The organism is Bradyrhizobium sp. 132 (assembly GCF_023074185.1).
In the GTDB taxonomy this organism is placed as follows: domain Bacteria; phylum Pseudomonadota; class Alphaproteobacteria; order Rhizobiales; family Xanthobacteraceae; genus Bradyrhizobium.
This window is the reverse complement of the sequence record NZ_JADPKY010000043.1, coordinates 16,873-40,213: the sequence shown is the minus strand read 5'-3', so window position 1 is coordinate 40,213 and position 23,341 is coordinate 16,873. Positions and strand designations below refer to the sequence as shown.

Genomic DNA, 23,341 nt, shown 5'->3' with positions numbered 1-23,341 from the left:
GGCCACCCCTCACCTGATATCAAGGACGTAGAAACTCAGGCATTGATTGTGATCTCGCACCGCAGCGAGATTTTCGTGAAGACCGGCAGTTGCGCGCGAGAAAAGATTAACGCCGCAAGACTCCCGCTCCTCATGGTGAGGAGCGCGTCTTCGCGCGTCTCGAACCATGCAGGCCCTGCTCTCTCCCGCGGCGCATCCTTCGAGACGCCCGCTCCGCGGGCTCCTCAGGATGAGGAATTGGTATTATTCCGCCTTGATATCGGCGGCCTTCACGATCGGCCACCATTTCTCGGTCTCGGCCTTCTGGAAGGCTCCGAGCGCCGCGGGCGTTTGCTGATCCGCTGGCGGAATCTCCTGCCCCAGTTCGCCAAAACGCTGCTTGACGGAGGGATCGGCAAGCACGGTCACGATGGCCGCGTTGAGCTTTGTGACGATCTCCTTCGGCGTGCTCTTCGGCGCCCAGATGCCGTGCCAGTAGGAAATGTAGAGGCCGGGTAGGCCCGCCTCGTCGACGGTCGGAATGTCGGGCGCAGACGCGAGCCGTGTCGGCGACGTCACCGCGAACGCCTTGATCGCATTGTTCTTGTATTGCGGCAGAGAATTAGAGGCCTGATCGAACATGATGTCGATCTGCCCGGCCACGAGGTCGATCATGGCAGGCCCTGCGCCGCGATAAGGCACGAACTGAAAATCGGTGCCGGTCCTTCCCTTGAAGAAGACACCGGCGACATGGGCGCCCGTGCCGGCGCCGGCTGTGCCGGCAGTCGCCTTGCCGGGGTTGGCCTTCAGCCAGGCGATCATCTCTTTCAGATTGTTGGCCTCGAGCGACTTCCGGCCGACGATCAGCTGCGTGCCCATCGCAATCGTTGCGACCGGTTCGAAATCGGCGATCACGTCGTAGGGCAGCTTGAAGATCGCGCCGTTGAGCACATGCGTGCCCCAATGACCGATCGTGATCGTGGTGCCGTCAGGCGTTGCGCGCGCAACGCGGGCGCCGGCGATGCTGCCGGAGGCGCCGGCCACGTTTTCGACCACGACCGTCGTGTGTAGTTCGGCGGCGATGCGTTCGGACAGGATGCGCGCCAGCGTGTCGGTCGGACCGCCCGCAGCGAACGGCACCACGAGGGTGATGGGACGCGACGGAAACGGCTGCGCGCTCGCAGGTGCGATCCCCGTCGTACATCCAATCAGCGCGCCCACAACCATCGCATGGCCGCGCAATCCGACCCACAGCCCCCGCATCAGTCTCTCCCACCCTTTTTGCCGCCCGCATGTTGTCAACGGGCTGGGGCCGGAGTGAACGCTGCCGGACGGGCCGAGGCAAGTCGGAAATTTAGCGGAGCGACTATACGGCCGCCCGCCTTGGCGTCAAATTGGCGGCGCTATCAGCCGGAGGCGCGACGTGCATCAAGATGGTCTGGGTGGGGGATGCGACCTCGATGCCGTTCTGTTGGAAACGCTGTTTCATGCGGCGGTTGAATTCGCGCTGCACCGGCCAGCGTCCGGCCTCTGTGCAGCGGATCTGGCCGACGATCGACACCATGGCGCCGTCGACCTTGTCGACGCCCCAGAGATCGAGATCGCCGCGGATCAACGCGCGGAATTCCACCTCGCGGCGCATCTCGTCGACGATATCCTTGAGGATCTGACCGGCGCGGTCGGTGTCTTCCTTGTAGGCGACGTTGACGCTGACGGACGCATTGCCGGCGCCGCGGCTGGCATTGGTGATGGTCGTCACCGCGCTGAACGGCACGATGTGCACGGAACCGTCGCCGGCACGGAGCCTGATAGTCCGGATCGAGACGTTCTCGACCACGCCTGATAGTCCCGACACGCTGACGCTGTCGCCGACCTGGACGGTGTTCTCCAGCAGCAGGAATAGACCGGTGATCAGATCCTGCACCAGCTTTTGCGAACCGAAACCGATGGCGATGCCGACGATGCCGGCGCCCGCCAGCAGCGGCGCGACGTTGACGCCGATCTCGCTGAGCGCCGTGAGGCCGACGACGGAGGCGATCACGCAGAGCAAGGCTGTCCGCAGCATCGGCTGAAAGGTCCGCAGCCGCGCGGCGCGGGCATAGTGCCCGTCGCGCGACAGCGTATTGATCTGGCGGTCCAGCAGCGCGTTGCTGGCTTCCCAGATCGCCGCCGCGATGAGTACGGCAACGCCGATCGTCATCACCGCCGAGATCAGCCGGCTGCCGATCTGGCCACCATAGAACCAGACGATGGCATCGACGCCCCAGACTTCGAGCACGGCCACCAGGCCGATGAAGGCGATCACGCTGGATACGATCTTGCGCAGCAGCGGCAGATAGCGGTTGGCGCGGATCTCGAGACCCGGAAAGCGCTGGAGGATCTCCGGCTTGATGCGGAAGCCGCGGTCGATCAAGCCCAGCGTCAGCATGATGGCAACACGCGTGATCAGCACCACCGCGATGGTGCCGACGAAGTATTGCAGCAGCAGCGAATAGCCGTTGCGGATGTTCAGCGCCCACACAGCCCACAGCGCAAGATCGAGTGCGATGGCAAGATAGTGCCAGCCGCCCGCAATGCGGTTGCGCAGTCGCGCCGCGATCCCCTGCCGGTCGGCCGGCGCGCGGATGGCTTCGGCGACCTGGCGGCGGCTTTGCAGGATGATGACGACGACGAAGAGATGCACGACCAGCATCACCATGCGCAGGAGCGCGGCATAGCCGGCACGATGCAGGCCGAGCAGCAGCGCCACGTTGGCAAAGGCGATGCCGGAGACGCCGACACCGACGATACGACGCGCCCAGATCTCGATATAGGCCGCGGTTTCGGCCCTGACCGGAAACAAGCCGAACGGTCCCGCCAGCGCACGGACCGCACAGATGAGCGCGCGCGAGAACGCATAAGCATTGACGACCGCGAGGATCACGAGGCGGACGGTGGTGGGCTCGCCGATCTCTGTGCCGAGCAGCGCCGTGGCGGCGCCGACAAAGACCAACACCGGAAGCAGCTCGAGCAGGAAGCGTCCCAGCACGAGGGGCAGCCGCAGCATGACCTGCCAGGCCCGCGCCAGGCTGTGGCGGCGCCTGTGCAATTCGGGCGCGGGGGTGACATCGGCCACGGATGACGGCGGATCGGCAATCGGCAACACCTGCACCGGCAGACGCGCCGCTTGCGGCATGCGCACTTCCAGGAACGCGACGGGGCGCCGGATCAGACGGAACATCACCCATTCGGCGCAATAGGCGCAGCCGAACACCAGCGCTAGCTTCCAACCGATCTCGATCAGGAGATTATAGGCCGCAGGATCGTTCGCGGTCCGCACGATCCAGTAGTAGAACGCCGGGAAGTGCGTGAGCGTCCTGGCCATATCGGCGACGTCTCGCGAAATTTCGCCGATCTCCTGAGACACGGTGAGCATGAGCTGCGCACCGAGGCCGTCGGCCGCGAGCGGGATCGGCGATTTCTGCTCGGGCGCGGGTTGCTGCTGACCGGGCGCATTCGCGATCGCGCGCAACGTATCGATCATCTGCGCGCGCTTCTTGTCGTCCTGCAGCGTCTCCAGCGCGCGCTTGGCCTCCTCCGGCGACACTGCAGCAGCACTGTTGGCGGCCGGCGGCTCTGCGCGAGCGCTGGTGAAAGACGAGATCGCGAGGAAGAGAACGGCGAAGAGCGCCGGGGCAAGCTTTTGCGACACGAGGATTCCCTGGAAAAAAACAAAAGCGCCGGCGGAATCGGAATCGTCATCACCGAAGCGCATGCGTCATGTCGGAAGGCGTTATTCGCCCCGGTCCTGTGTCGGAAATTTGCCGATGCGGCGACATTCTCTTGGCATTTGCCGCAACGCAGGAAACGGGAACCGCGGTCTCGGAGACACCGGGCGCGTATTAGACGCAGTACGCGCAACCTCTCCCGTCATTCCGGGAGTCGGCCCGGAATGACGGCGATGAGGAGGAGAGAGGCAGGATGTCAAAAACGCCTGTCGCGGCGGCCCCGTCACGGCCATCCGACATGATCGATGTGATGCGCAATACAGCGCCGGGCAGGTAGGGGCTTTGCCTTACTGATGCAGCCCACTAAACCTTGACCCGGCGTGCCGTTCGCGGATTCTGCCGCTATGCGATAGTCCGAACGAGCTCCATCGCAATTAACGCGGCTGGGTCTGCGGAGGTGGTGTCATAGACCTCCCCTTGCTCTTGATGTGGACATTGCGCGTCGCTTGTTTGCGACCATTGCGATGCTCCACCCGTGACACAAAACTGTCAAGCGGGATCGACCGCCTGAGGTATCACATTTCAGGACGCGTTCCATCTCACTGCGACAGATAAGCCGCAGCGGACCGCGGAATAAATTCCCTTCGGCAGTGGGCAAATTACGAGGCCGTCCTTCCCACCAATGTCGAGCGCCTCTGCTACTGGTGGGGCCGCGGGTATTGAGGGGACGACGGGGCCGATGGTGACATCCTGCTCCTGTTTTGCCCGACGAGTCAAACGGCTTCGTAAAATCCGCAGCCGTCTATAGTGTCCCTCAAGCCATTGATTTCGCTATCCTCGGCTACTGTGCATGGGGTTGTTTTCGCGTTTTTTGTCCGTGACCACGAGTGGGCGGGCTTCGCGCCAATCGACTGTCACTTCGCTCGCCCCTTGCTTCCCTTGCCCTCTTTCTCCAGCGCGTTGCGCACCTCGCCGAATTCCTCCCGCGACGCCTTGTCGGCGCGCGGAAAGCGCAAATCGAGCTTTTCGAGCGCTGCGACGATGGCCGACCCGATCACGACGCGGGCGAACCATTTGTGATCGGCCGGCACGACATACCACGGCGCATGCGGCGTTGCCGTGTGGCGCACGATGTCCTGATAGACCGCCTGGTAGCGCGGCCACAGCGCACGTTCCTTGATGTCGTCCATGGAGAACTTCCACTGCTTGGACGGATCCTCCAGCCGGTCGAGGAAGCGCTCGCGCTGCTCGTCCTTGGACAGGTTGAGGAAGAATTTCAGCACCACGGTGCCGTTACGCGAGAGATAGCGCTCGAAGGCGGAGATGTCCTCAAACCGCTCTTTCCAGATGTTCTTGGTGACGAGCTTTTGCGGCAGCTTCTCTTTGGCAAGGATCTCCGGATGCACGCGCGTCACCAGACATTCCTCGTAATGAGAGCGGTTGAAGATGCCGATATGGCCGCGTTCCGGCAGCGCGATCACGTGACGCCAGAGGAAGTCGTGGTCGAGCTCCTTGCTGCTCGGCGCCTTGAACGCACTGACTTCGCAGCCCTGCGGATTGATGCCCTCGAAGATCGCCTTGATCGCAGAATCCTTGCCGCCGGCGTCCATCGCCTGGAACACGATTAGCACCGACCAGCGGTCCTGGGCGTAGAGCTTCTCCTGAAACGCGATCAGCCGCTTCTTGTTGGCGTCGAGAAGCTCCTGCGCCTTCTCCTTGTCGAGGTCGCCCTTCGCGTCGGTCTTGTGGTCCTTGAGATGAAACTTGCCCGATCCATCGTAGCGGAACGGCGTGATGTAGCGGTCAAGTTCCTGGGCGAGCGATTTGGACGGCTTCTTGCTCATGAGCGCGGGGCACCTTGCGTTGCGGCTTCAATCGATCGAGCAAGCTACCAAGGATACCCTTGGGAAGGAATATGATGAAAAGCACGAGCAACACGCCGTAGACGAGATTGTCCCAGCCGACCGCCTTGGTGCCGAAACCAATGCGCAAGGTCTCGGCCAGCAGGATCGTGATGACGGCGCCGAAGGTCGGGCCGAGCGAGACGAACAGGCCGCCGACGATGGCGGCGAACACCATCTGGAGCGACACCGCGATGCCGCTGACGGTGTCGGGCGTGATGAACATCTGGTACTGGCAATAGATCGCGCCGGCGAGCGCCGTCATCACCGCGCTGAGCAGCGTGATCTTCAGCTTCTCCGCCGTGACGTCGACGCCAGCGGCGGCCGCAGCGTCCTCGTCTTCCGAGATCGCCTCAAGCGCATAGCGGGCCATGCTGCGGTCAACCCAGTGCCAGACCACGATGCCGAACAGCCAGACCCCGAGCGCGATCAGGTACCAGGTGATCTTGTCGTCGAATTGCAGCGCCAGGAGCTTGTTGCCCGGGGCCCGGTTCGGCGTGTAGCCGAGCGAGCCGCCGGTATAGTCGCGCGTCGCCGTGATGACCTGGAGCACGATCCCGGAGAGCGCGAGCGTCACCAGCACGAAATAGTGCCCGGTGATGCGGAAGCGGAAACAGGGATAGCCGACGATCAGCGCCAGCACGCCGGCCGCGACCATGCCGATGGGGATGCCGATCCAGGGTGACCATCCCAGATGATTCCAGAGCAGTGCGGTGACATAGGCGCCGATACCCATGAAACCGCCATGGCCGAGCGAGACGAGGCCGAACCGCCCCATCATCGACCAGGACGTATAGGCGAACGACCAGATCAGGATCAGCACCAGGATGTGCAGATGATAGGGATCGCGATAGACGAAGGGCAGCGCGACCAGCGCCGCTAATCCTATCGCCCAGGCTGCAAGCCGCCCCCGCCCCATCATCGGCGCCTCGCCAGCAGGCCCGCGGGGCGGATGAACATCATGACGATGAAGAAGGCGAAGGCGAGCACATAGCCCCATTCGAGATCGGAGAACAGGCCGCCAAGCGAGATGATCTCGGCGAACACGAAGGCGGCGATGAAGCCGCCGATGAAATTGCCGAGGCCGCCGAGCACGCAGATCAGGAAGGTGATCGGTCCGAACGACAGACCGACGAAGGGATGCACGTCATATTGCAGAACCAGCAGGCAGGCGGCGAGCCCGGCCAGAGCGCCGCCGAGTGCCGAGGTAATGAGATAGATCCGCTTGGTGTCGACGCCCATCAGCGCCATGATCTGCCGGTCCTGCGAGATCGCCCGGATCGCGGTGCCGGTGAAGGTCCGCGTCATGAACAGATAGACCACGACCATGCCGACCAGCGCCGCCAGAAAGGACAGCAGCCGCGCATAGCTAAAATGCATTTCGCCGAAGGCGAGCACCGGCAGGCGGATGCCGAGGTTGCGAAAGTCGATGCCGAAGGCGACGGTCGCAAAGCTCTGGAGCACGAACAGCACCCCGCCGGTCGCGAGCAATTGATTGATCGGAGGCGCTGTGAGCAGCGGCGCGATCACGAGGTAATGCAGCGCCGCGCCGAGCACCGCGACCAGCAGGATGGTAAGCGGCGCGGCGACGAAATAGCTGATGCCGTAATGCTGCACCATGAAATACATGGCGTACATGCCGATCATCACCAGTTCGGCGTAGCAGATCCAGGTCACGTCGATGACGCCGAAGATCAGGTTGAGCCCGAGCGCGAGCAGCGCCAGCACGCCGCCGAGCAGGATACCGTTGATCACGGCCTCCAGCAGGTAGATGTCGAAAATGTCCAAAAATGCTTGCATGCCCGCATGAACCTCACACCCCGAGATACGCTTCCTTGACCGTGTCGCTCGCCAGCATCTCGGCCGAGGTGCCTGAGGACCTGATCGTGCCCGCCTCGATCAGATAGGCACGATCGACCACTTTCAGCACCTGCTGCACATTCTGCTCGACGATCAGCACGGTCAGCCCGCTTGCTCGGATCCGCTTCACCAGCTCGAACACCTGCTGCACCACCACTGGCGCCAGCCCCGCCGACGGCTCGTCGAGCAGCAGCAGCTTTGGATTCGACATCAACGCGCGTCCGATCGCGCACATTTGCTGCTCGCCGCCGGACATGGTGCCGGCCATCTGGTGGCGGCGCTCCTTCAGGCGCGGAAACAGATCGAACACGACGTCCAGCCGCTCGGCATAATGGCCGCGCGCCTCCTTCATGAAGGCGCCCATCTTGAGATTGTCGTCGACCGAGAGCTGCGGAAACAGCCGCCGGTTCTCCGGCACATGCGCGATCCCGAGACTGACGATCTTGTGCGACGGCGTCGCCACGACGTCGATGCCCTCCATCGCGATCGACCCACGCGCGGGACGGATCAGGCCGGAAATGACGCGCATCAAGGTGGTCTTGCCGGCGCCGTTCGGGCCGATGACGCCGACCGCCTCGCCGGCCTTCACGTCGAGATTGACGTCGAACAGCGCCTGGAAGGTGCCGTAACCGGCATTGACGGCGCGGAGCTCCAGCATCGACTATCCTCCCGCGCGGCGGCGCGCTTCGGCGGCCGCGGCCTGCGTGGTCTCGGCATCGGTGCCGAGATAGACCTCGATGACGCGCGGATCGCCGGCAACCGCGCTCGGCAAACCTTCCGAGATCTTTTCGCCGTGGTCGAGCACCATCACGCGATCGACGACGCGCATCAGAACGCCCATGATGTGCTCGACCCAGATGATGGTGATGCCGAGCTCGTCGCGGATGTTGCGCAGCATGTCGGCGGCCTGGCCCATCTCGGCTTCGTCGAGCCCGCCGAGGCTCTCGTCGGCGAGCAGCAGTTTTGGCCCAGTCGCGAGTGCTTTCGCCAGTTCGAGCTTTTTCAGGCCGGCTGCGCCGAGGCCATCGACGCTGGCGTGGCGATCGGTCGGCAGGCCGACCATGGCCAGCGATCGCTCGGCCGCCTCCTCGGCCCTGGCACGGCTGTGGCGGCCCTGGCCGTAGAATCCGGCGAGCGCGACGTTCTCGAACATCGTCAAGCGGCGGAACGGCCGCGGGATCTGGAAGGTGCGGCCGATACCACTGTTGATGATCCGGTGCGGTGCGAGGCCCGCGATCTCGGAGCCGCCGAACAGGATCGAACCGGATGTCGGCGCCAGCGTGCCTGAGAGCATGTTGAAGATCGTGCTCTTGCCCGAGCCGTTGGGGCCGATCAGGCCGAGGATCTCGCCCTGATCGACTTTGAACGACACGTTGTTGACGGCGGTGAAGCCACCAAACCGCTTCACCAGCCCGCTGACTTCCAGCACCGCTCCGCCCTCCTTGCTACGCGTATTTGCGCTACTGGTTGCTGTAGGTGGTGCCCTTCGGAAGCGGCAGCACGGCCTCGCGCTGCGCCTGGCTCTTGGGCCACACCACCGAGGATTTATCGTCGATGTACTGGATCACGACCGGGAATGAGCGCTCGTTCTGCCCGGCCATCGGCGTGCCCTCGCCGTAGAACTTGACGCCGAAGCCGAGCATGGTGCCGCCCTCGGGGATGTCGGTGTCGAGCGCCGCTTTGCGCAGCGCATCGGGATCGACACCACCGTATTTCTTGATCGCGCGCGGCAGGACGTCATTCATGAACACATAGGTGTTGGACGCGCCGATGCCGACATGGGCCGAGCGGATGGCGACGCCGGGCCGGATCTTGTCGAACTCCTCGCCGACCATCTTGATCACCGCAGGGAGCTTCGGATCCATGGTCTTCTGGTTGGCAAGCCAGATCGAGATCGGGTCGGTGTTGAAGATGTAGGTGGCATCGGCGCCCATGCCTTCCTTCAGCTTCTCATAGACGCCGTAACCCGCACCGTGCCCCATCAGCGCACCGAACTTCAGGCCCTGCTCGCGGGCCTGGCGCAACAGCAGCGTAATGTCCGGATTGTAGCCGGTGTGGAAAATGACGTCGGGCTTGGCGCGCTTCAACTTGGTCACCAGCGCGGAGAGGTCAGGCGCGGTGGCCGAATAGCCCTCCTTCATCACGACGTTGAAGCCAGCCTTCTTCGCGCCGGCCTCGTTGCCCTTGGACACGTCGACACCATAGGCGCCGTCCTCGTGGATGATGGCGACGCGCAGATCCTTCGGCTCCTTGTCGAACTTCGCCTTGGCGTTCTGCGCGATGAAATCCATCGTCATCATGCCAAACTGGTCGCCGCTCGCCTGCGGCCGGAAGACGTATTTGTAGCCCTTCTCGTTGAACACGGCCGACGAGATGCAGGTCGTCATCCACATGAACTTCTTGAGCTGCTCGACTCGCGCGGCCACCGGCACACATTGCGCCGACGAGAAGAAGCCGAGCACCATGTCGACCTTCTCCTGCTCGAGCAGGCGGACGGATTCGTTGATGGCGATGTCGGGCTTGCTCTGCGCGTCGGCATAGACCGCCTCGATCTTGTAGCCCTCGACGCCGGTCCTGGCGAAGTGGTCGAGGATGATCTTTGCGCCGATATAGCCGAGCTCAGAGCCGCCGCCGGCGAGAGGTCCGGTCAAATCGAAAACGACGCCGATCTTGATCTTCTTCTCTTGAGCCTGGGCGGAGACCGCCAAGCCCGTCGCTGATATCGCGACCAACAGCCCACGCACCAAGCGGGCAGCCATGCGCACGCGCATCAAAACCTCCCTGAACGATTGTGCATTGCATTCTCTTTGCTTTTGCTTTTTTGCCCATCACATGGGCTGAGCGCAGCGATGTCAAGCCTCGCGCTTCAGCGCGACGCGAACTGCTGCTCGACGAAGGCCGTGACAAATCGCGGCATGGACGGCGTGAGATCACTCATCCCGTGCACGAGATGGATAGCCGAGAGCTCCGGCTCAGCCTCGCGCGCCAGATTGGCTTCGATCCGCGCACGCGCCACGTCACCCGGCATGTCCAGGTTGATAATTTGCATCATTGCAATCGTGGGCCCGGAGACGACACAATGCCAGTCCGGCTCGGCACGGTAGTCGGCCGCGGTCAGGCCGGTCTCTTCCTCGAGTTCGCGGACAACGCTGCCGGAAATGTCGAGCGTGTCGCCCCTGACGTCATCAAGGTCGGGCGTGCCCGAGGGGAAATAGATGCGCCCGCCGTTGGCGGTGTGCTGTGCCATCTCGCCCATCACGAAGGCGCCGTCGGAGGTGCGCAGCGCGCCCATGCCGAAACCGTTGAACACGGCTTTGTCGGGAATGCCCCAGTCGCGCCAGGCGAGGAAGCTCGCGAAATCGGTCTCGAAATAGGTCGCGGTGAAATGGCCATCCGTAAACACGGGATCACGCCCGAGCAGGACACGGCCGTTCCAGATCTTCGGCCGCTCACGCTGCTTCTCGGCGAAATGCGCGGCGATCTCGGCGCGCCGCACCTCGGCGAACGGCCAGACGATCGGCCGCACGGCGAGATCAAGGGTGGTGACGCGATGAATGATTGGTGACGTCATGACGCCTGATGACCACACCTTCGCGTCAGTTATTTGGCGCTCCCCGTGGTCTTCTTGGCCTGCTCGACGTACTTGTTGGTGAAGGTCTTGCTGACGTCGATCTTGGCGTTAGCGACCTCGGGCGAGCCAACGCTGAACACCGCGAGCACGGCGTCAGCGCCCTTCGGATCCATCTTGCCGGTCTCGGAGAACATCGGAATCGTGTTCTTGAGCGCCGCGAGATAGAGGTCCTTGTTCTTTCCGACCGTCTCCTCCGGCATCTTCGCCATGATCTCCTCGGGCGAGTGCGAGTGGATCCAGGCGAGCGTGCCCATGATCGCGTTGGTCAGCGCCTGCGTCTCCTTTTCGTGGCCGGCAACCCAGGCCGCGGTCGAGTACAGCGCACCGCCCGGATATTCGCCACCGAACGTCTCGAGCGTGTCCTTCTGGGTGCGGGTGTCGCTGAGGATGCGAAGATCCTTGTGACTGCCCTGGAGCACGGTGACGGAGGGATCGAGCATCACGGCGGCGTCGATCTGGCCCTGCTCCATCGCGGCGACCGCGGTGGCGCCGAGGCCGACGCCGATCACGGCAGCGCTGGCGGGATCGACCCCATTCTTCTTGAGCATGTATTTGAGGAAGAAGTCCGTGGAGGAGCCGGGCGCGCTGACGCCGACCTTCTTGCCGGCGAGATCCTTGATCGACTTGATCTCGTTGGTGTGCGAGGGCGAAACCACCAGCACGAGGCCGGGATAGCGGTCATAGACCACGAAAGCCTGGAGCTCCTGCTTCTTGGCGGCGAGGTTGACGCAATGGTCGAAGTAGCCGGAGACCACGTCGGCGCTGCCGCCGAGCACGGCCTTGAGCGCGTCCGAGCCGCCCTTGAGGTCCACCAGTTCGACACTGAGACCCGCCTTGTCGTATTCGCCGAGCTGCTTGGCCAGCACCGTCGGCAGATAGCACAGGCAGGAGCCGCCGCCGATGGCGATCGTGATCTTGCTTTGCGCCGCGGCAAGACCGGTGGTGAGCGTCAGCGCGAGCAACGCGCCGGCGAGCCGGCCAAACAGTTTCTTCATGGTTTCCTCCCGGTCTCAATTCGAGGCGCACGATAGAGCAGCGTGCGCCGCCTGAGAAGATGCCGTGCCTACGATAGACTAAAAGCCGATCCGGAGGCCGCCCCGGCCGCTGACGATCGAGCCCGAATTGTTCCACGCGAGATATTCGGCCGCAGCGAAAAGAGACACGTTGCGCGACTGCCATTCCACGCCAAGGCCACCGAAACCACCCCAGACATTGCCCGCGCCCGGTGCGGTGAAGGCGAGCGGCTGCGTGAGCAAGGTGGCGTTAACGGTATCGCCACCGACCCGCTGCAAACCGAGCCCCCCGCCGGACAGGTGGATGGTTAGCAGCGATGCCGGGGATATCTGCGTGGTTCGGATGAACTTCAGCTCGGCCCGCTCCTCGATATTTTGCGTATTGCGGCCGCCGGCCGTCAGCGGCGCGGTGGTACCGGTCTCGGTATAGCCGTCGAAACCGGCATAGAGGTAACGGACCTGCACGTTCGGCGTCAGCGCGTAGTGCGAATCGAGCAGCGTTCCGAGCGCGAAGCGATGGCCCCATGTCAGTTCGGGACTGACGTACCAGCCGGTGTAACCCGCGGTCGCCGTCTCCAACCCATTAGCCACGAGATTGTTGTTGACCAGACGAGACGTCGAACTGCGCAGGGCCCCGCCCTGCAGCGCCGCATTGAGAAACGATGCGCCCGACGTGTAGCGCGCGTAGGCTCCGCCAAATGCGAGATTGCTGTCGGTGGCGTCGCCGTTCAGATCGAGGCGGTTATGGGTGCTGCCCGCGCCGACGAACAGGCCGAGCCGCAAATCCGGCCGCAGCGATTTGTCGATGCCGATCGCACCGCCATACCAGGTCGTGACGTTGCGCGACAGCAGGCCATCGGCAGCCTGCACATGCCGTCCGCCAAACCCTCTGCCCCACACGGCGGTGCCGTCGGCATAAACCGCGGTCGGACTCTTGTAGGCAACCTCGTCCGAGGCATAGGCCGAAAGGCCGGGAATGCCGGCAAAGGCATCGGCGATGCCCGACATGCCGCTATCGGGCGCAGCGAATGCGGACACGCCGCCACCGGATGCCATCACGCTGTCGAATGCCGGCACGACCGCAGAGACGCTGCGCGAGAAGTCGGCAAGCACGCTGCCGGCCGTTGCAAACGAGGACGGATCGACCGAGGCGATCCGGTTGCCCGACACCACGTAAGGCACCGTGCCGTTCACCGTTGCGCCGGCCAGCGTATCGAAGGTGAGGTTCTGGTTGACCGCCCGCATGTTGACGGTGTCGCCGCCGCCGCCAAGATTGACGGCGCCGATGATGCGCGATCCCTGCTGCACGGTGAGCGTGTCGGACAATCCCACGAACTGGAGCGCGGCGAGCCGCCCGCTGAGGATCCCGGAATTGGTCAAATTGCTGGAGCCAAAGGCCTGAATGCCGAAGCCGCCGGCCGAGACGGTGCCGGAATTGATCACGGTGGCATTGTGCTGATCGACTAAAATGGCAATGCCGCCCGTACCATTCGCCGAAATGATTCCGGAATTGACGATATGGGCGTTCTGAAGACCGATGATCGCGACGCCGGAGCGTCCATTGGCAGCGATCACGCCCGAATTCGTCACATTTGCATCTCGCACGGCGATGATAGCTGTAGCGGACAGACCGTCAGCCAGAATGGACCCGGAATTGAATACATTTGCATCTCGACCGGCACCGACGCCGGTACCGACGCCCGACGACGAGATGGTGCCGGAATTGACCACGTTGGCGTCTCGGCCCGCAGAAATTCCAACCGTGCCCGCGATCGTGCCCGAAATGACTCCGGAATTGATGACGTTGGCATCCTGAAAAGCGCGGATCGCGCGCGCGGTGAAGCCGCCGACCGAAATGGTGCCGGAATTGACCACGTTTGCGGTCGTTGCAGAGATGGCGAACAGATTTCCCAGGACGAGCCCTGAGTTGTTGACGTCGGCGATCTGGGTGGCGGCAATGGCGGTGCCGCCGGTATCGTTGGCTCTGATGAGCCCCGAATTGGTCACGGCGGCATTCCGCAGCGCGTGAATGGCGACGCCAGTGCTGGAAGCAGTGATCGTGCCGGTATTGGCTACGGTGGCATCTCGAATCGAAAGGACACCGCGACCGCCGTCCCCGGCCGAGATGATTCCGGAGTTGGTCAAACTGGCGTCTTGATAACTCTTGATACCGATGCCGCTGACGCCGTTCACCGAGATGGTGCCGGAATTGGTCGCAAGGACGGTCTCGCCGGAGACAATGCCGATGCCGCCGCTTCCATTGGCCGAGATGACCCCGAAATTGATAACGGTCGCAGTGTGCAGATCGACGAAAATACCGAAGCCATCGGGGCCGTCGGTCAGGATGCTTCCGGAATTGATCACATAGGCATTTCGACTGGCGATAATACCGGTGCCTTGGGCACCGTTGGCCGAAATCGTGCCGGAGTTAATTACGTTGGCGTCGCGCGTAGCCACAATAGCGTTACTCATACCATCGTCAGCCTGGATGATCCCGGAATTGCTAATGGTGGCATCCCGTCCCACCGCAACGGCGCTGTTGGCAGCACCCGCGGCAGCGACACTTCCTGAATTCGTCAGGTTCAAATCCTGATTGGCGAAGATGCCCAGACTGCTGAAGCCGCTGCTGGAGATCACGCCGGCCGCGGTGTTGGTCAGACTTAGCGTCCCCAGATCCTGTAAGCCGACATTGCCAATGCCCCGAATACTGGTATCAGCGAGCGTCCCGCCATTGGTGCAAGTCTGATTGGTCTGGACCGGGAAACCGACGCACTGCGCATTCGCAGCGTCCATCGGCCAAAGCATCAGCGGCAACATCGCCGCCAAGAACGCAGCCCCCGACATTCGGCAGCCGCCGAAAGGCATTCCCAGACAAGACCTGAAAATTCGCAAAATATTCCTCAAACGCTCATCAAAAATAACGCCGAAGCGATCCAAGCGTTGGCGGCATGTTATTCAAATCAGGCGACTAAAGTCGATCAGCCCCGCGAATATGGCCGCCTATTTCAAATCCCTGTGGCAAACGCGCAACGCTGGGAACGTCGACCATATCGGCCGATCACCGCAAAGCAGCATGCGGCCCTTGAGACGGCGACTTTCCGACCGCTGGTCAAGCAAGTACCGGCGGCATACCATCGCTCGAATAATAATCAGCACGGGGAGGACTACCCATGAATCGCCTGGCCATCACGCTATCGCTCGTCGCCGCCTTTGCCGCCGGGTGCGGCGCAACCCACCTGATGCGGCCGGCGCTCGCCGCCGAGAACATCGCCCCGCAGATCATTCACACCGCCGAGATGGAGGGCGACGCACTCGGGAATGCCAACGCTGTCGGCTACCGTTCCAAGACGTTCGCAAGCGCCGATGGCGCCACCATCTCGATCCAGGTCGGCAATGTGCCCAAGCACATGCATCCCAACACCAACGAGATCCAGTACATTTTAGAGGGCACCGGCACGATCTGGTTCGGCGACAAGGAAGTCACGGTGAAGCCGGGCGACCTCGTCATCATCCCGAAGGGGACGCCGCATGGCGGCACCAAGCCGATCAGCGGACAGGTCAAGGCGATCGCGATCAAGACACCGCCGCAGGCGCCCGACGACACCAAGCTGCTGGACTGACCCATCGCGCTTCCGGGCTCGCGCCAATGCGCGGGCCCGTTCTTGAAATCCGGGCTAGATCGGGCGCGCCTGCTTCCGGATCTCGTTCGCGATCGGCTTGAGCGTGTCCGCTGGAAGCTGGGCGACGAGCGTGTAGCCCATACCCCTGTCCGCCCAGGCGAAGCCCGTAATATTGCCGGTTGATTGCGGCAGCATCGGCGTATCCTGCCTGGGATTGCTCATCGGACGCGTCAGCACGACAAGACGGTCGCCGTGATCGTCGTCGTACATAAACATCGCGGCCGGACCATGCGAGGTCGCAACGAGGCGTCCTCCCATCAGCCGATAGCCGGAGACAGCAAGGTCCGGCACCTTGACCGGCTGTTTCAGCCGATTGGAGACCCATTGCGTCAGCTCGGCACTGTCTGAAGCTCGTATCTCGACCGGCCGTACACGATCCGGAGCGTAGACTCCGTAGGAGTAAGCCGCCTCCTGCGCCAACGCAGACAGTCCGCTCGAACCATCCTGCAACAGGCTGCGCATGGTCCAGCCGCCGAGACCGCCAATGCTCAAGAGCAACAGCGCCGCGATCGCCGCCCACGCCCGCAAGGGACGCCGCTTCCGGCGCTCAATGATGCGCGACAGGTTCAGCGCGGACGGCAATGGTTCATCGGCGATCGACGCCAGCGCGCCGCGCAACTGCTCGCGCTGGGCGGCGAAAGCGGCGACGCGCCCCGCGATGTCAGGGTGATCGTCCAGATAGGATGCGATCTCTGCGCGACGCTCGGGCTCGAGCGCCTGGTCCACATAGGCGTGGAGATCATCCTCCGTGATCGGCCGCTGGCTCATTTCATGCTCCGCAATGCCACGACGTTCCCCGGTGCAATGCCGTCCATCTCCTGAAGTAGCCTTTCTCGCGCGCGCGACAGGCGCGACATCACGGTCCCGACCGGGATATTCAGCACCGCCGCGGCATCGGCGTAGGAGAGATCCTCGACGGCAACAAGCAGCAATACAGCCCGCTGCTCTTCCGGAAGTTTCGCCAGCCTGTTCAGGACATCCTGATAGATCACCCTGTGCTCCTGCGCGGCAGCGCTGACGAGCTCACTCTCGCCTGCATCGTCGATCGGCATATGCCTGCCCCGCGCTGTTGCTTGACGGAACTGCGTGACCGCCAGATTGTGGAGGATGGTGAACAGCCACGCGCGCACGCTGCCGTCGCGCCGCTGATGCCAGCGGCTGACGGCGCGCTCCAGGCAATCCTGAACCAGATCGTCGGCAGCCGCGCGATCGCGTACGAGCGCCCGCGCATAACGACGGAGCGCGGGGATCAGCGGCTCGACCTGAACCAGCATATCCTTCATGAGGCGCTCCGCCCGATCTTCGTTGCCCCCCTACGGCGGGTCATTGCGTCTCGATTTGGACCGCTTCGCCGGGCCCGGCCGCGTCTCCGGAACCGATCACCAGATATCGCTTTCCTGCCACGGCGGACGGGTCGACGATCTGCCGGATTGGGCCGGCCGCGTTGACGATGGCCGATCCGGCCGGATTGGTCATGAAAGCCGCCAGCGGTTGCAGCGGCCCGCTCCCGTCGCTGCGTTCCGCCAGTGCAAGCACATATTTCTGCTTGGGCTGAAGGCCCGTCACCGAAGCCTGCAAAATCTGAATCAGGCCCTGGTCGAACAGCGAGACGCTGGTCGGCGCCTTGCCGTCCTTCGAACTGTCCCTGGAGGCGAGCGACAGATGGGCGACCTGGCCGGCAATGCCGAGGGCCTGCAAGTTCTGACGATCATCCGGGTCGGGCGCCGCTCCCGGAACATAAGCGATCGCCTGCGGCGCCTGGCCGATCGCGATATTCGCGACCACACTGTTGGTCGCGGTGTCGATCGCCGCGAGGGCGTCGGCATTCTCAAGCCCAACATAGATGCGCGTGCCGTCGCCGGAGGGCCAGATGCCATGCGGCAGATTGCCGACCGGGATCGTTGCGGCCTGCGAGAAATCGTCGGTGCGGAACACTTTCACCTCGTTCAGTCCGCCAATGGTCACGTAAGCAAAGGTCCCCTTGGCGGTGTGCGCGAAGTTGACGTGATTTGTAATCGGACCGGTGTCGATCGTCTTGATCGGGTTGAACGGCGGCTTGGCATTGAACACCTGGGTCCGGCCGATGTCCTTCAGCGTGAACCACACCTGATTTCCGTCCGGCGTCACCGCGATGTTCGGGCAGAAGGGGCTCTCCTGCTTCACCCTGGCGATGATCTTGTGCTCGGCGACCGCGACGACATCGGTCTCGGGATTGAAGGACGAGCAGATGTAGCCGTATTTGCCGTCGGGGGAGAATACCTGCATGCCCGGCCCGTTCGGGGTGGCGATGCGGGCTTTCTCCGCAAAACTCTTCGCATCGATCACGGAGACATAGTTTTCGCCGCGAATGGTGACCCAGACCTCCTTGCCATCAGGCGTAAAGAACGCCTCGTGCGGCGACCGCCCGATATAGGTCGTGTGCTTGACCGCGTTGGTCGCGGTGTCGATGAACGTCACCGAATTGGAGCCGATCGACACCACGGCAAGCGTCTTGTGATCGGGCGAGAAGCCCACGCCGTGCACGAGGACTTGGCCCTTGTACAGTGGGCTGAAATTGCCGGGCTGCGGGTCGCCCAGCCGGATCACACCAAGCAGCTTGTTGTCGACGGGATCAGTGACCGAGACCGTATTCGAGAACTGCTCCGCCGCGTAGATGCGGTCGTGGTGGCTGATCGGAATATCGGGCGCGGACAGCGCGCCCGGCGCCTGCCCAGCCCATGCGACGGAACCGGTGGCAAGCATGGTGGCTGCCAGAAAAATGCTCTTCATGATGTTGCTTTGCGACGTCGTCATCTGCGGCTCCTACTTCCTCATTTTCATTCCGGCGGACATATCCATCTGCATGCCCGGATGTTGATGAACGTTTGCGGCGGGAACAGCCGACGGCTGCGTCGGAGCCGGCGTCGTCTCCGCCGCCGGCTTGCCGATCGCCAGCTTCATCGCCGCGATCTCCTGCATCTGGTCGACGATGATTTCCTGCGCGATGCGTCGCAGCTGCTCGTTCTTGCCGTAACGCAATTCGATGATCGCCATGTCGATCGCGCCCTGATGATGCGGAATCATCATCGCGGCGAAGTCGCGATCGACATCGCCGGTCGGCTTGGCCGCCATATCGTTCATCATCTTGGTCATCGCGGCTTCGTTCTCTTCCAGGAACGCACGCTCTTCCGCACTCAGCGCAGCCGGTGGGACGGCTGGATGAGATTCATGCGCGAGCACCAGCGAAGGAAGCGCGAATGCGACGAGAATGCGCGCGCAAATGAGCGCCGTACCGAAACCGGGCTTTGGCCTCCGGCATCTGCCTGCGAGCGCCGCAACGACGAGGAGAAACTGTGACCGGGGCATCCTGAACTCCCATGCGGGTGGTTGCATGGGGGTATGACGCGCGGGCGCGCGTTCTATTCCGGCCGGCCCATCACATAAAAGTCAGCAGGCAATCGAGGTAGATTAGCCGCGCTCATCCACGGTCGGCCGCCAGACCAGCAGACGGCGCTCGACCAGCGTGACGCCAAAATCGATCAGGATGACGAAGGCCGACAGCACGAACATGCCGGCGAACACGCCGGCGACGTCGAATACGCCTTCAGCCTGCTGGATCAGATAGCCGAGCCCCGCCGCCGATCCCAGATATTCGCCGACGACCGCGCCGACCACGGCGAAGCCCACCGAAGTGTGCAGCGACGAGAACATCCACGACAGCGCCGACGGCCAATAGACGTGCTGCATCAACTGCCGCTCGCTCATGCCGAGCATGCGACCGTTGTCGAGCACGGTGCGGCTGACCTCCTTCACGCCCTGATAGACGTTGAAGAACACGATGAAGAACACCAGCGTCACGCCGAGCGCGACCTTGGACCAGATACCCAGCCCAAGCCACAGCGCGAAGATCGGCGCCAGCACGACGCGCGGCAACGCATTGACCATCTTCACGTACGGATCGAACACGGCGGCGACCAGCGGCTGGCGCGCGAACCAAAAGCCGACCAGCACGCCGCCGGCCGATCCGATCACGAAGGCCAGGATCGATTCCGTCAGCGTGATGCCGAGATGCCTCCAGATCACACCGGATGAGAACCACTTGACGATCTGGGCGAAGACATCGACCGGGTTGGAGAAGAAGAACGGCGGCAGCAGGATCTTGCCGAACACGGGCACGGTCGTCAGCAATTGCCACAGCACGAGGCAGACGATGGCGACCAGGATTTGCAGCGCAAGCAGCGTGACGCGCGACATCAGACCGCCTCCGCCGCTTGCGTGGACTGCGCATAGCCCTTCATGACCTCGTCCTTGAGCACGCTCCATATCTCGCGATGAAGCGCATGGAACTCCTTGTCCAGCCGGACTTCAAAAATGTCGCGCGGGCGCGGCAGGCTCACGCGCCAGTCGCCGATGATGCGGGAGGACGGCCCCGCCGACATGATCACGACGCGGTCGGCGAGCGCGATCGCCTCTTCCAGATCATGGGTGACGAACAGCACGGCCTTGCGGTCGGCGTTCCAGAGGTCGAGCAGGAGGTTGCCCATCACCTGTCGGGTCTGCGCATCCAGCGGCCCGAACGGCTCGTCCATCAGCAGGATCTTTGGATCGCGGATCAGCACCTGCGCGAGCGCCACGCGCTTGCGCTGGCCGCCCGAGAGCATATGCGGATAGCGGCCGGCGAAGGCGCCCAAGCCGACCGAGGTCAGCCATTTCTGCGCCCGCGGCAGCGCCTCGCTGCGCGGCGTGCCGCTGACTTCGAGCCCGATCGCGACGTTGTCCAGCGCGGTCTTCCATGGGAACAGCGCATCGGCCTGGAACAGATAGCCGGCATCCCGGTTCAGCCCGGCGAGCGGCTGGTTGAATATCTTGACGCTCCCGGCAGCCGGCTTCAGCAGCCCGGCCGCGACGTTGAGCAGCGTCGATTTCCCGCAACCGGTCGGGCCGACGATGGCGACGAACTCGCCCTGCGCGACCGTCAGATGCGCCTTCTCCACCGCCGTATAGACCCGCCCGTCCCCCAGCCGGAACGCGACCTTGGCATCTTCCAGCGCCACTGCCGTGGGCGTTGTCATGTATTCCCTCCGAACTTGGTCCGATGCCTTAGCCGCTCGCGCGGCCAAGTTCAATCAAGCCGCCAAGCGTGGTACGCATAGACCTCGTCATCCCCTCCCTCCCGGGTGGGTCAGCGCAGTGAGCCCCCGCCCGATGCCGTCCATGCCGATGATTCGCTATGCCCATGTCACCAAGAGCTTCGGCGCGCTCAAGGCCGTGGACGATGTGTCACTCGACATCGCCGAAGGCGAGTTTGTGGCCGTCGTCGGCGGCTCGGGTTCGGGCAAGACGACGCTGCTGCGGCTCGCCAACCGCCTGATCGAGGCGGATGGGGGCACGATCACGGTCGAGGGCGACGACGTGCAATCCGCCGATCCGGTCGCGCTGCGGCGCCGCATCGGCTACGTCTTCCAGAGCGGCGGGCTGTTCCCGCATCTGAGCGTCGCCGACAATATCGGGATCACGCCGAAGCTGCTCGGCGTGCCGGCGGGAGATATCGCAACGCGAGTTGATGAGTTGCTCGAACTCGTGCAGCTCGATCGGGCCGTGCATCGCGACCGGCTGCCGGACGCGCTTTCGGGCGGCCAGCGTCAGCGGGTCGGCGTGGCGCGGGCGCTTGCGGCACGGCCCCGCATCGTGCTGATGGACGAGCCCTTTGGCGCGCTCGATCCTCTCACCCGCGATGCGCTCGGCGACGATTTTCGCGAGCTGCACCGCAGGCTCGGCCTGACCACCGTGATGATCACACACGACATGACGGAAGCGATTTTGCTCGCCGACCGCATCGCGGTGATGCGCAGCGGAAAGCTGCTCGCGCAGGGCACGCCAGTGGAGCTCTCGAAAACCAGTGACGCCTACGTGCTGGAGCTGCTGCGGACGCCGCGACGCCAGGTCGAACGGCTGAACGCGCTGCTGCCACAGAGCGGTGCGGCATGAGCCTGTTGTCTGATCCGCGCTGGGGCGAGGCGCTGGCGCATTTGCCCGACTATCTCGGCAACCATGTGCGGGTGAGTTTGGCCGCGCTCGCGCTCGGCCTGATCGTCAGCCTGCCGCTGGCGATCCTGACGCGCAACCGCCCCACCCCGCGCGCTGTCCTGCTCGCGCTCGCCAGCATCGTGCAGACGGTGCCGGGGCTGGCACTGCTCGCGCTGTTCTATCCGCTACTGCTGCTTACGGCCTCCGTGACGCTGGCCTGGTTCGGCGTCTCGTTCTCGGCGTTTGGCTTCCTGCCGGCGATGCTGGCGCTCGCGCTCTATTCGATGCTGCCGGTACTGCGCAATGGCATCACCGGCCTCAACGGCATCGATCCCGCGCTGATCGAGGCCGCGAAGGGCGTCGGCATGACCGCACGGCAGTCCCTGGTGATGGTCGAACTGCCGCTGGCCCTTCCGGTGATGATGGCGGGCATCCGTACCGCCGCAGTTTGGGTGATCGGCACCGCGACGCTGTCGACCCCGATCGGGCAGACCAGCCTCGGCAATTACATCTTTGCCGGGCTCCAGACCCAGAACTGGGTGTTCGTTCTGTTCGGCTGCTTTGCTTCGGCCCTGCTGGCGCTCGCCGTCGATCAATTGCTCGGCTTGATCGAGAGCGGCCTGCGCCGGCGCAGCCGCGTGCGTACAGCGCTTGGCGTGGCCGGGATCGCGGCACTGGTCGTCGCAACATTGGTACCGACGATGGGACGCTCGTCGCAGAGCTATGTCGTCGGTGCCAAGACGTTCGCCGAGCAATACGTGCTGTCGGCGTTGATGAGGGACCGGCTTCAGGCGGCCGGTCTTTCCGCCGTCGCACGATCCGGCCTCGGCTCAAGCGTGATCTTCGAGGCGTTGAAAGCCGGCGATATCGATCTCTATGTCGATTATTCCGGCACGCTCTGGGCCAATCAGCTTCATCGCACGGACATCAAGCCGCGTGCGGAACTGTTGGCGGAGCTGAAAACAACGCTCGCGAAGGACAACATCACGCTGCTCGGCGAGCTCGGTTTCGAGAATGCCTATGCGCTGGTGATCCCGAAGAAGCGCGCCGAGGCACTTGGCATCCGCACCATCGCCGATCTCGCCGCGCATGCGTCGTCCCTGTCGATCGCCGGCGACTATGAATTTTTCTCGCGGCCCGAATGGGCGGCGCTGCAAAAGACCTATGGCCTCTCGTTCCGCGCCCAGCGCCAGATGCAGCCGGACTTCATGTACGCGGCCGTCGCCAGCGGCGAGGTCGATGTCATCGCGGGTTACACCAGCGACGGGCTGATCGCAAAATACGATCTCGTTGCGCTCGACGACCCCCGGCACGCGATCCCGCCCTACGATGCGATCCTGCTGCTGGCCCCGAAGCGCGCCGGCGACGAGCGGCTGCAGGCCGCGCTGAAGCCGCTGCTCGGCAAGATCGACATCGCGACCATGCGGGAAGCCAATTTGCGCGCCGCCGGCAATGACGCGAATTCGTCGCCGGATGCGGTGGCGAAGTGGCTGTGGGAGAAGGTGGGGAAGTAGGTTTTGCCGTATGTCCCGTCATCCTGAGGTACGAGGCGTGCGCTGCGAAG

Annotated in this window: 20 protein-coding genes; 3 read left to right on the top strand and 17 right to left on the bottom strand. The window is 63.6% G+C overall.

Going from position 1 to position 23,341, the window contains the following annotated elements; genetic code table 11:
• Positions 1-243 precede the first annotated feature (243 nt).
• From IVA74_RS07995 to IVA74_RS07945, 11 genes are all read right to left on the bottom strand, one after another.
• Positions 244-1,242 carry a tripartite tricarboxylate transporter substrate-binding protein gene (locus IVA74_RS07995; RefSeq protein ID WP_247341403.1) on the bottom strand — a complete coding sequence of 333 codons (999 nt, stop codon included), beginning with the start codon at positions 1,240-1,242 and terminating at the stop codon, positions 244-246.
• A 103-nt stretch (positions 1,243-1,345) separates the two neighbouring features.
• A complete protein-coding gene (locus tag IVA74_RS07990) occupies positions 1,346-3,670 on the bottom strand; it encodes a mechanosensitive ion channel domain-containing protein (RefSeq protein ID WP_247341639.1) in 2,325 nt (774 codons plus the stop codon).
• A 930-nt stretch (positions 3,671-4,600) separates the two neighbouring features.
• Positions 4,601-5,530, bottom strand: a complete 930-nt coding sequence (locus tag IVA74_RS07985) for a polyphosphate kinase 2 family protein (protein WP_247341400.1) — start codon at positions 5,528-5,530, stop codon at positions 4,601-4,603.
• Positions 5,490-6,509 carry a branched-chain amino acid ABC transporter permease gene (locus tag IVA74_RS07980; protein ID WP_247341398.1) on the bottom strand — a complete coding sequence of 340 codons (1,020 nt, stop codon included), beginning with the start codon at positions 6,507-6,509 and terminating at the stop codon, positions 5,490-5,492. Before IVA74_RS07980 ends, IVA74_RS07985 begins: the two co-directional genes overlap by 41 nt.
• Positions 6,506-7,387, bottom strand: a complete 882-nt coding sequence (locus IVA74_RS07975; RefSeq protein WP_247341396.1) for a branched-chain amino acid ABC transporter permease — start codon at positions 7,385-7,387, stop codon at positions 6,506-6,508. Before IVA74_RS07975 ends, IVA74_RS07980 begins: the two co-directional genes overlap by 4 nt.
• A 13-nt stretch (positions 7,388-7,400) precedes the next feature.
• Positions 7,401-8,105 (bottom strand): ABC transporter ATP-binding protein, encoded by a 705-nt coding sequence (locus tag IVA74_RS07970; RefSeq protein WP_247341394.1) that lies wholly within the window; start codon positions 8,103-8,105, stop codon positions 7,401-7,403.
• Positions 8,106-8,108: 3 nt separating this feature from the next.
• The gene (locus IVA74_RS07965; protein ID WP_247341392.1) at positions 8,109-8,876 is read right to left on the bottom strand and encodes an ABC transporter ATP-binding protein; all 768 of its coding nucleotides are present in this window, start codon (positions 8,874-8,876) and stop codon (positions 8,109-8,111) included.
• A gap of 31 nt (positions 8,877-8,907) precedes the next feature.
• Positions 8,908-10,218 (bottom strand): ABC transporter substrate-binding protein, encoded by a 1,311-nt coding sequence (locus IVA74_RS07960; protein ID WP_247341389.1) that lies wholly within the window; start codon positions 10,216-10,218, stop codon positions 8,908-8,910.
• Between the two features lie 95 nt (positions 10,219-10,313).
• Positions 10,314-11,018, bottom strand: coding sequence for an NUDIX hydrolase (locus IVA74_RS07955; protein ID WP_247341387.1), 705 nt, complete (start codon positions 11,016-11,018; stop codon positions 10,314-10,316).
• A gap of 29 nt (positions 11,019-11,047) precedes the next feature.
• Complete coding sequence (locus IVA74_RS07950; protein ID WP_247341385.1) at positions 11,048-12,073, bottom strand: ABC transporter substrate-binding protein; 1,026 nt, start codon at positions 12,071-12,073, stop codon at positions 11,048-11,050.
• A 78-nt stretch (positions 12,074-12,151) separates the two neighbouring features.
• Positions 12,152-14,935, bottom strand: coding sequence for an autotransporter outer membrane beta-barrel domain-containing protein (locus IVA74_RS07945; RefSeq protein ID WP_247341383.1), 2,784 nt, complete (start codon positions 14,933-14,935; stop codon positions 12,152-12,154).
• A 326-nt stretch (positions 14,936-15,261) separates the two neighbouring features.
• On the opposite strand from IVA74_RS07945, the gene IVA74_RS07940 reads away from it, so the two are divergent.
• Positions 15,262-15,711, top strand: coding sequence for a cupin domain-containing protein (locus tag IVA74_RS07940; protein WP_247341381.1), 450 nt, complete (start codon positions 15,262-15,264; stop codon positions 15,709-15,711).
• Positions 15,712-15,765: 54 nt separating this feature from the next.
• Here IVA74_RS07940 and IVA74_RS07935 read toward each other — a convergent pair whose 3' ends face one another.
• The 6 genes from IVA74_RS07935 to IVA74_RS07910 all read right to left on the bottom strand — a co-directional run bounded on the left by IVA74_RS07935 (position 15,766) and on the right by IVA74_RS07910 (position 20,822).
• Positions 15,766-16,539 (bottom strand): anti-sigma factor, encoded by a 774-nt coding sequence (locus tag IVA74_RS07935; RefSeq protein ID WP_247341379.1) that lies wholly within the window; start codon positions 16,537-16,539, stop codon positions 15,766-15,768.
• On the bottom strand, positions 16,536-17,054 hold the full coding sequence (locus IVA74_RS07930; protein WP_247341376.1) for a sigma-70 family RNA polymerase sigma factor: 519 nt from the start codon (positions 17,052-17,054) through the stop codon (positions 16,536-16,538). Before IVA74_RS07930 ends, IVA74_RS07935 begins: the two co-directional genes overlap by 4 nt.
• Positions 17,055-17,094: 40 nt before the next feature.
• Entirely contained in the window at positions 17,095-18,564 is a 1,470-nt protein-coding gene (locus tag IVA74_RS07925; RefSeq protein ID WP_247341374.1) for a YncE family protein, read from the bottom strand.
• 9 nt (positions 18,565-18,573) lie between these two features.
• A complete protein-coding gene (locus IVA74_RS07920; RefSeq protein WP_247341372.1) occupies positions 18,574-19,116 on the bottom strand; it encodes a DUF305 domain-containing protein in 543 nt (180 codons plus the stop codon).
• Positions 19,117-19,218: 102 nt separating this feature from the next.
• Positions 19,219-20,004 (bottom strand): ABC transporter permease, encoded by a 786-nt coding sequence (locus tag IVA74_RS07915; RefSeq protein ID WP_247341370.1) that lies wholly within the window; start codon positions 20,002-20,004, stop codon positions 19,219-19,221.
• Positions 20,004-20,822: an ABC transporter ATP-binding protein gene (locus tag IVA74_RS07910; RefSeq protein ID WP_247341368.1), complete on the bottom strand. Its 819-nt coding sequence runs from the start codon at positions 20,820-20,822 to the stop codon at positions 20,004-20,006. The genes IVA74_RS07915 and IVA74_RS07910 overlap by 1 nt, the downstream gene beginning before the upstream one ends.
• A gap of 133 nt (positions 20,823-20,955) precedes the next feature.
• Between IVA74_RS07910 and IVA74_RS07905 the strand changes: the two genes are divergently transcribed.
• Together IVA74_RS07905 and IVA74_RS07900 are read left to right on the top strand one after the other, a co-directional pair.
• Positions 20,956-21,738: an ABC transporter ATP-binding protein gene (locus IVA74_RS07905; protein ID WP_247341365.1), complete on the top strand. Its 783-nt coding sequence runs from the start codon at positions 20,956-20,958 to the stop codon at positions 21,736-21,738.
• Positions 21,735-23,291: a glycine betaine ABC transporter substrate-binding protein gene (locus IVA74_RS07900; RefSeq protein WP_247341362.1), complete on the top strand. Its 1,557-nt coding sequence runs from the start codon at positions 21,735-21,737 to the stop codon at positions 23,289-23,291. Before IVA74_RS07905 ends, IVA74_RS07900 begins: the two co-directional genes overlap by 4 nt.
• Positions 23,292-23,341 lie beyond the last annotated feature (50 nt).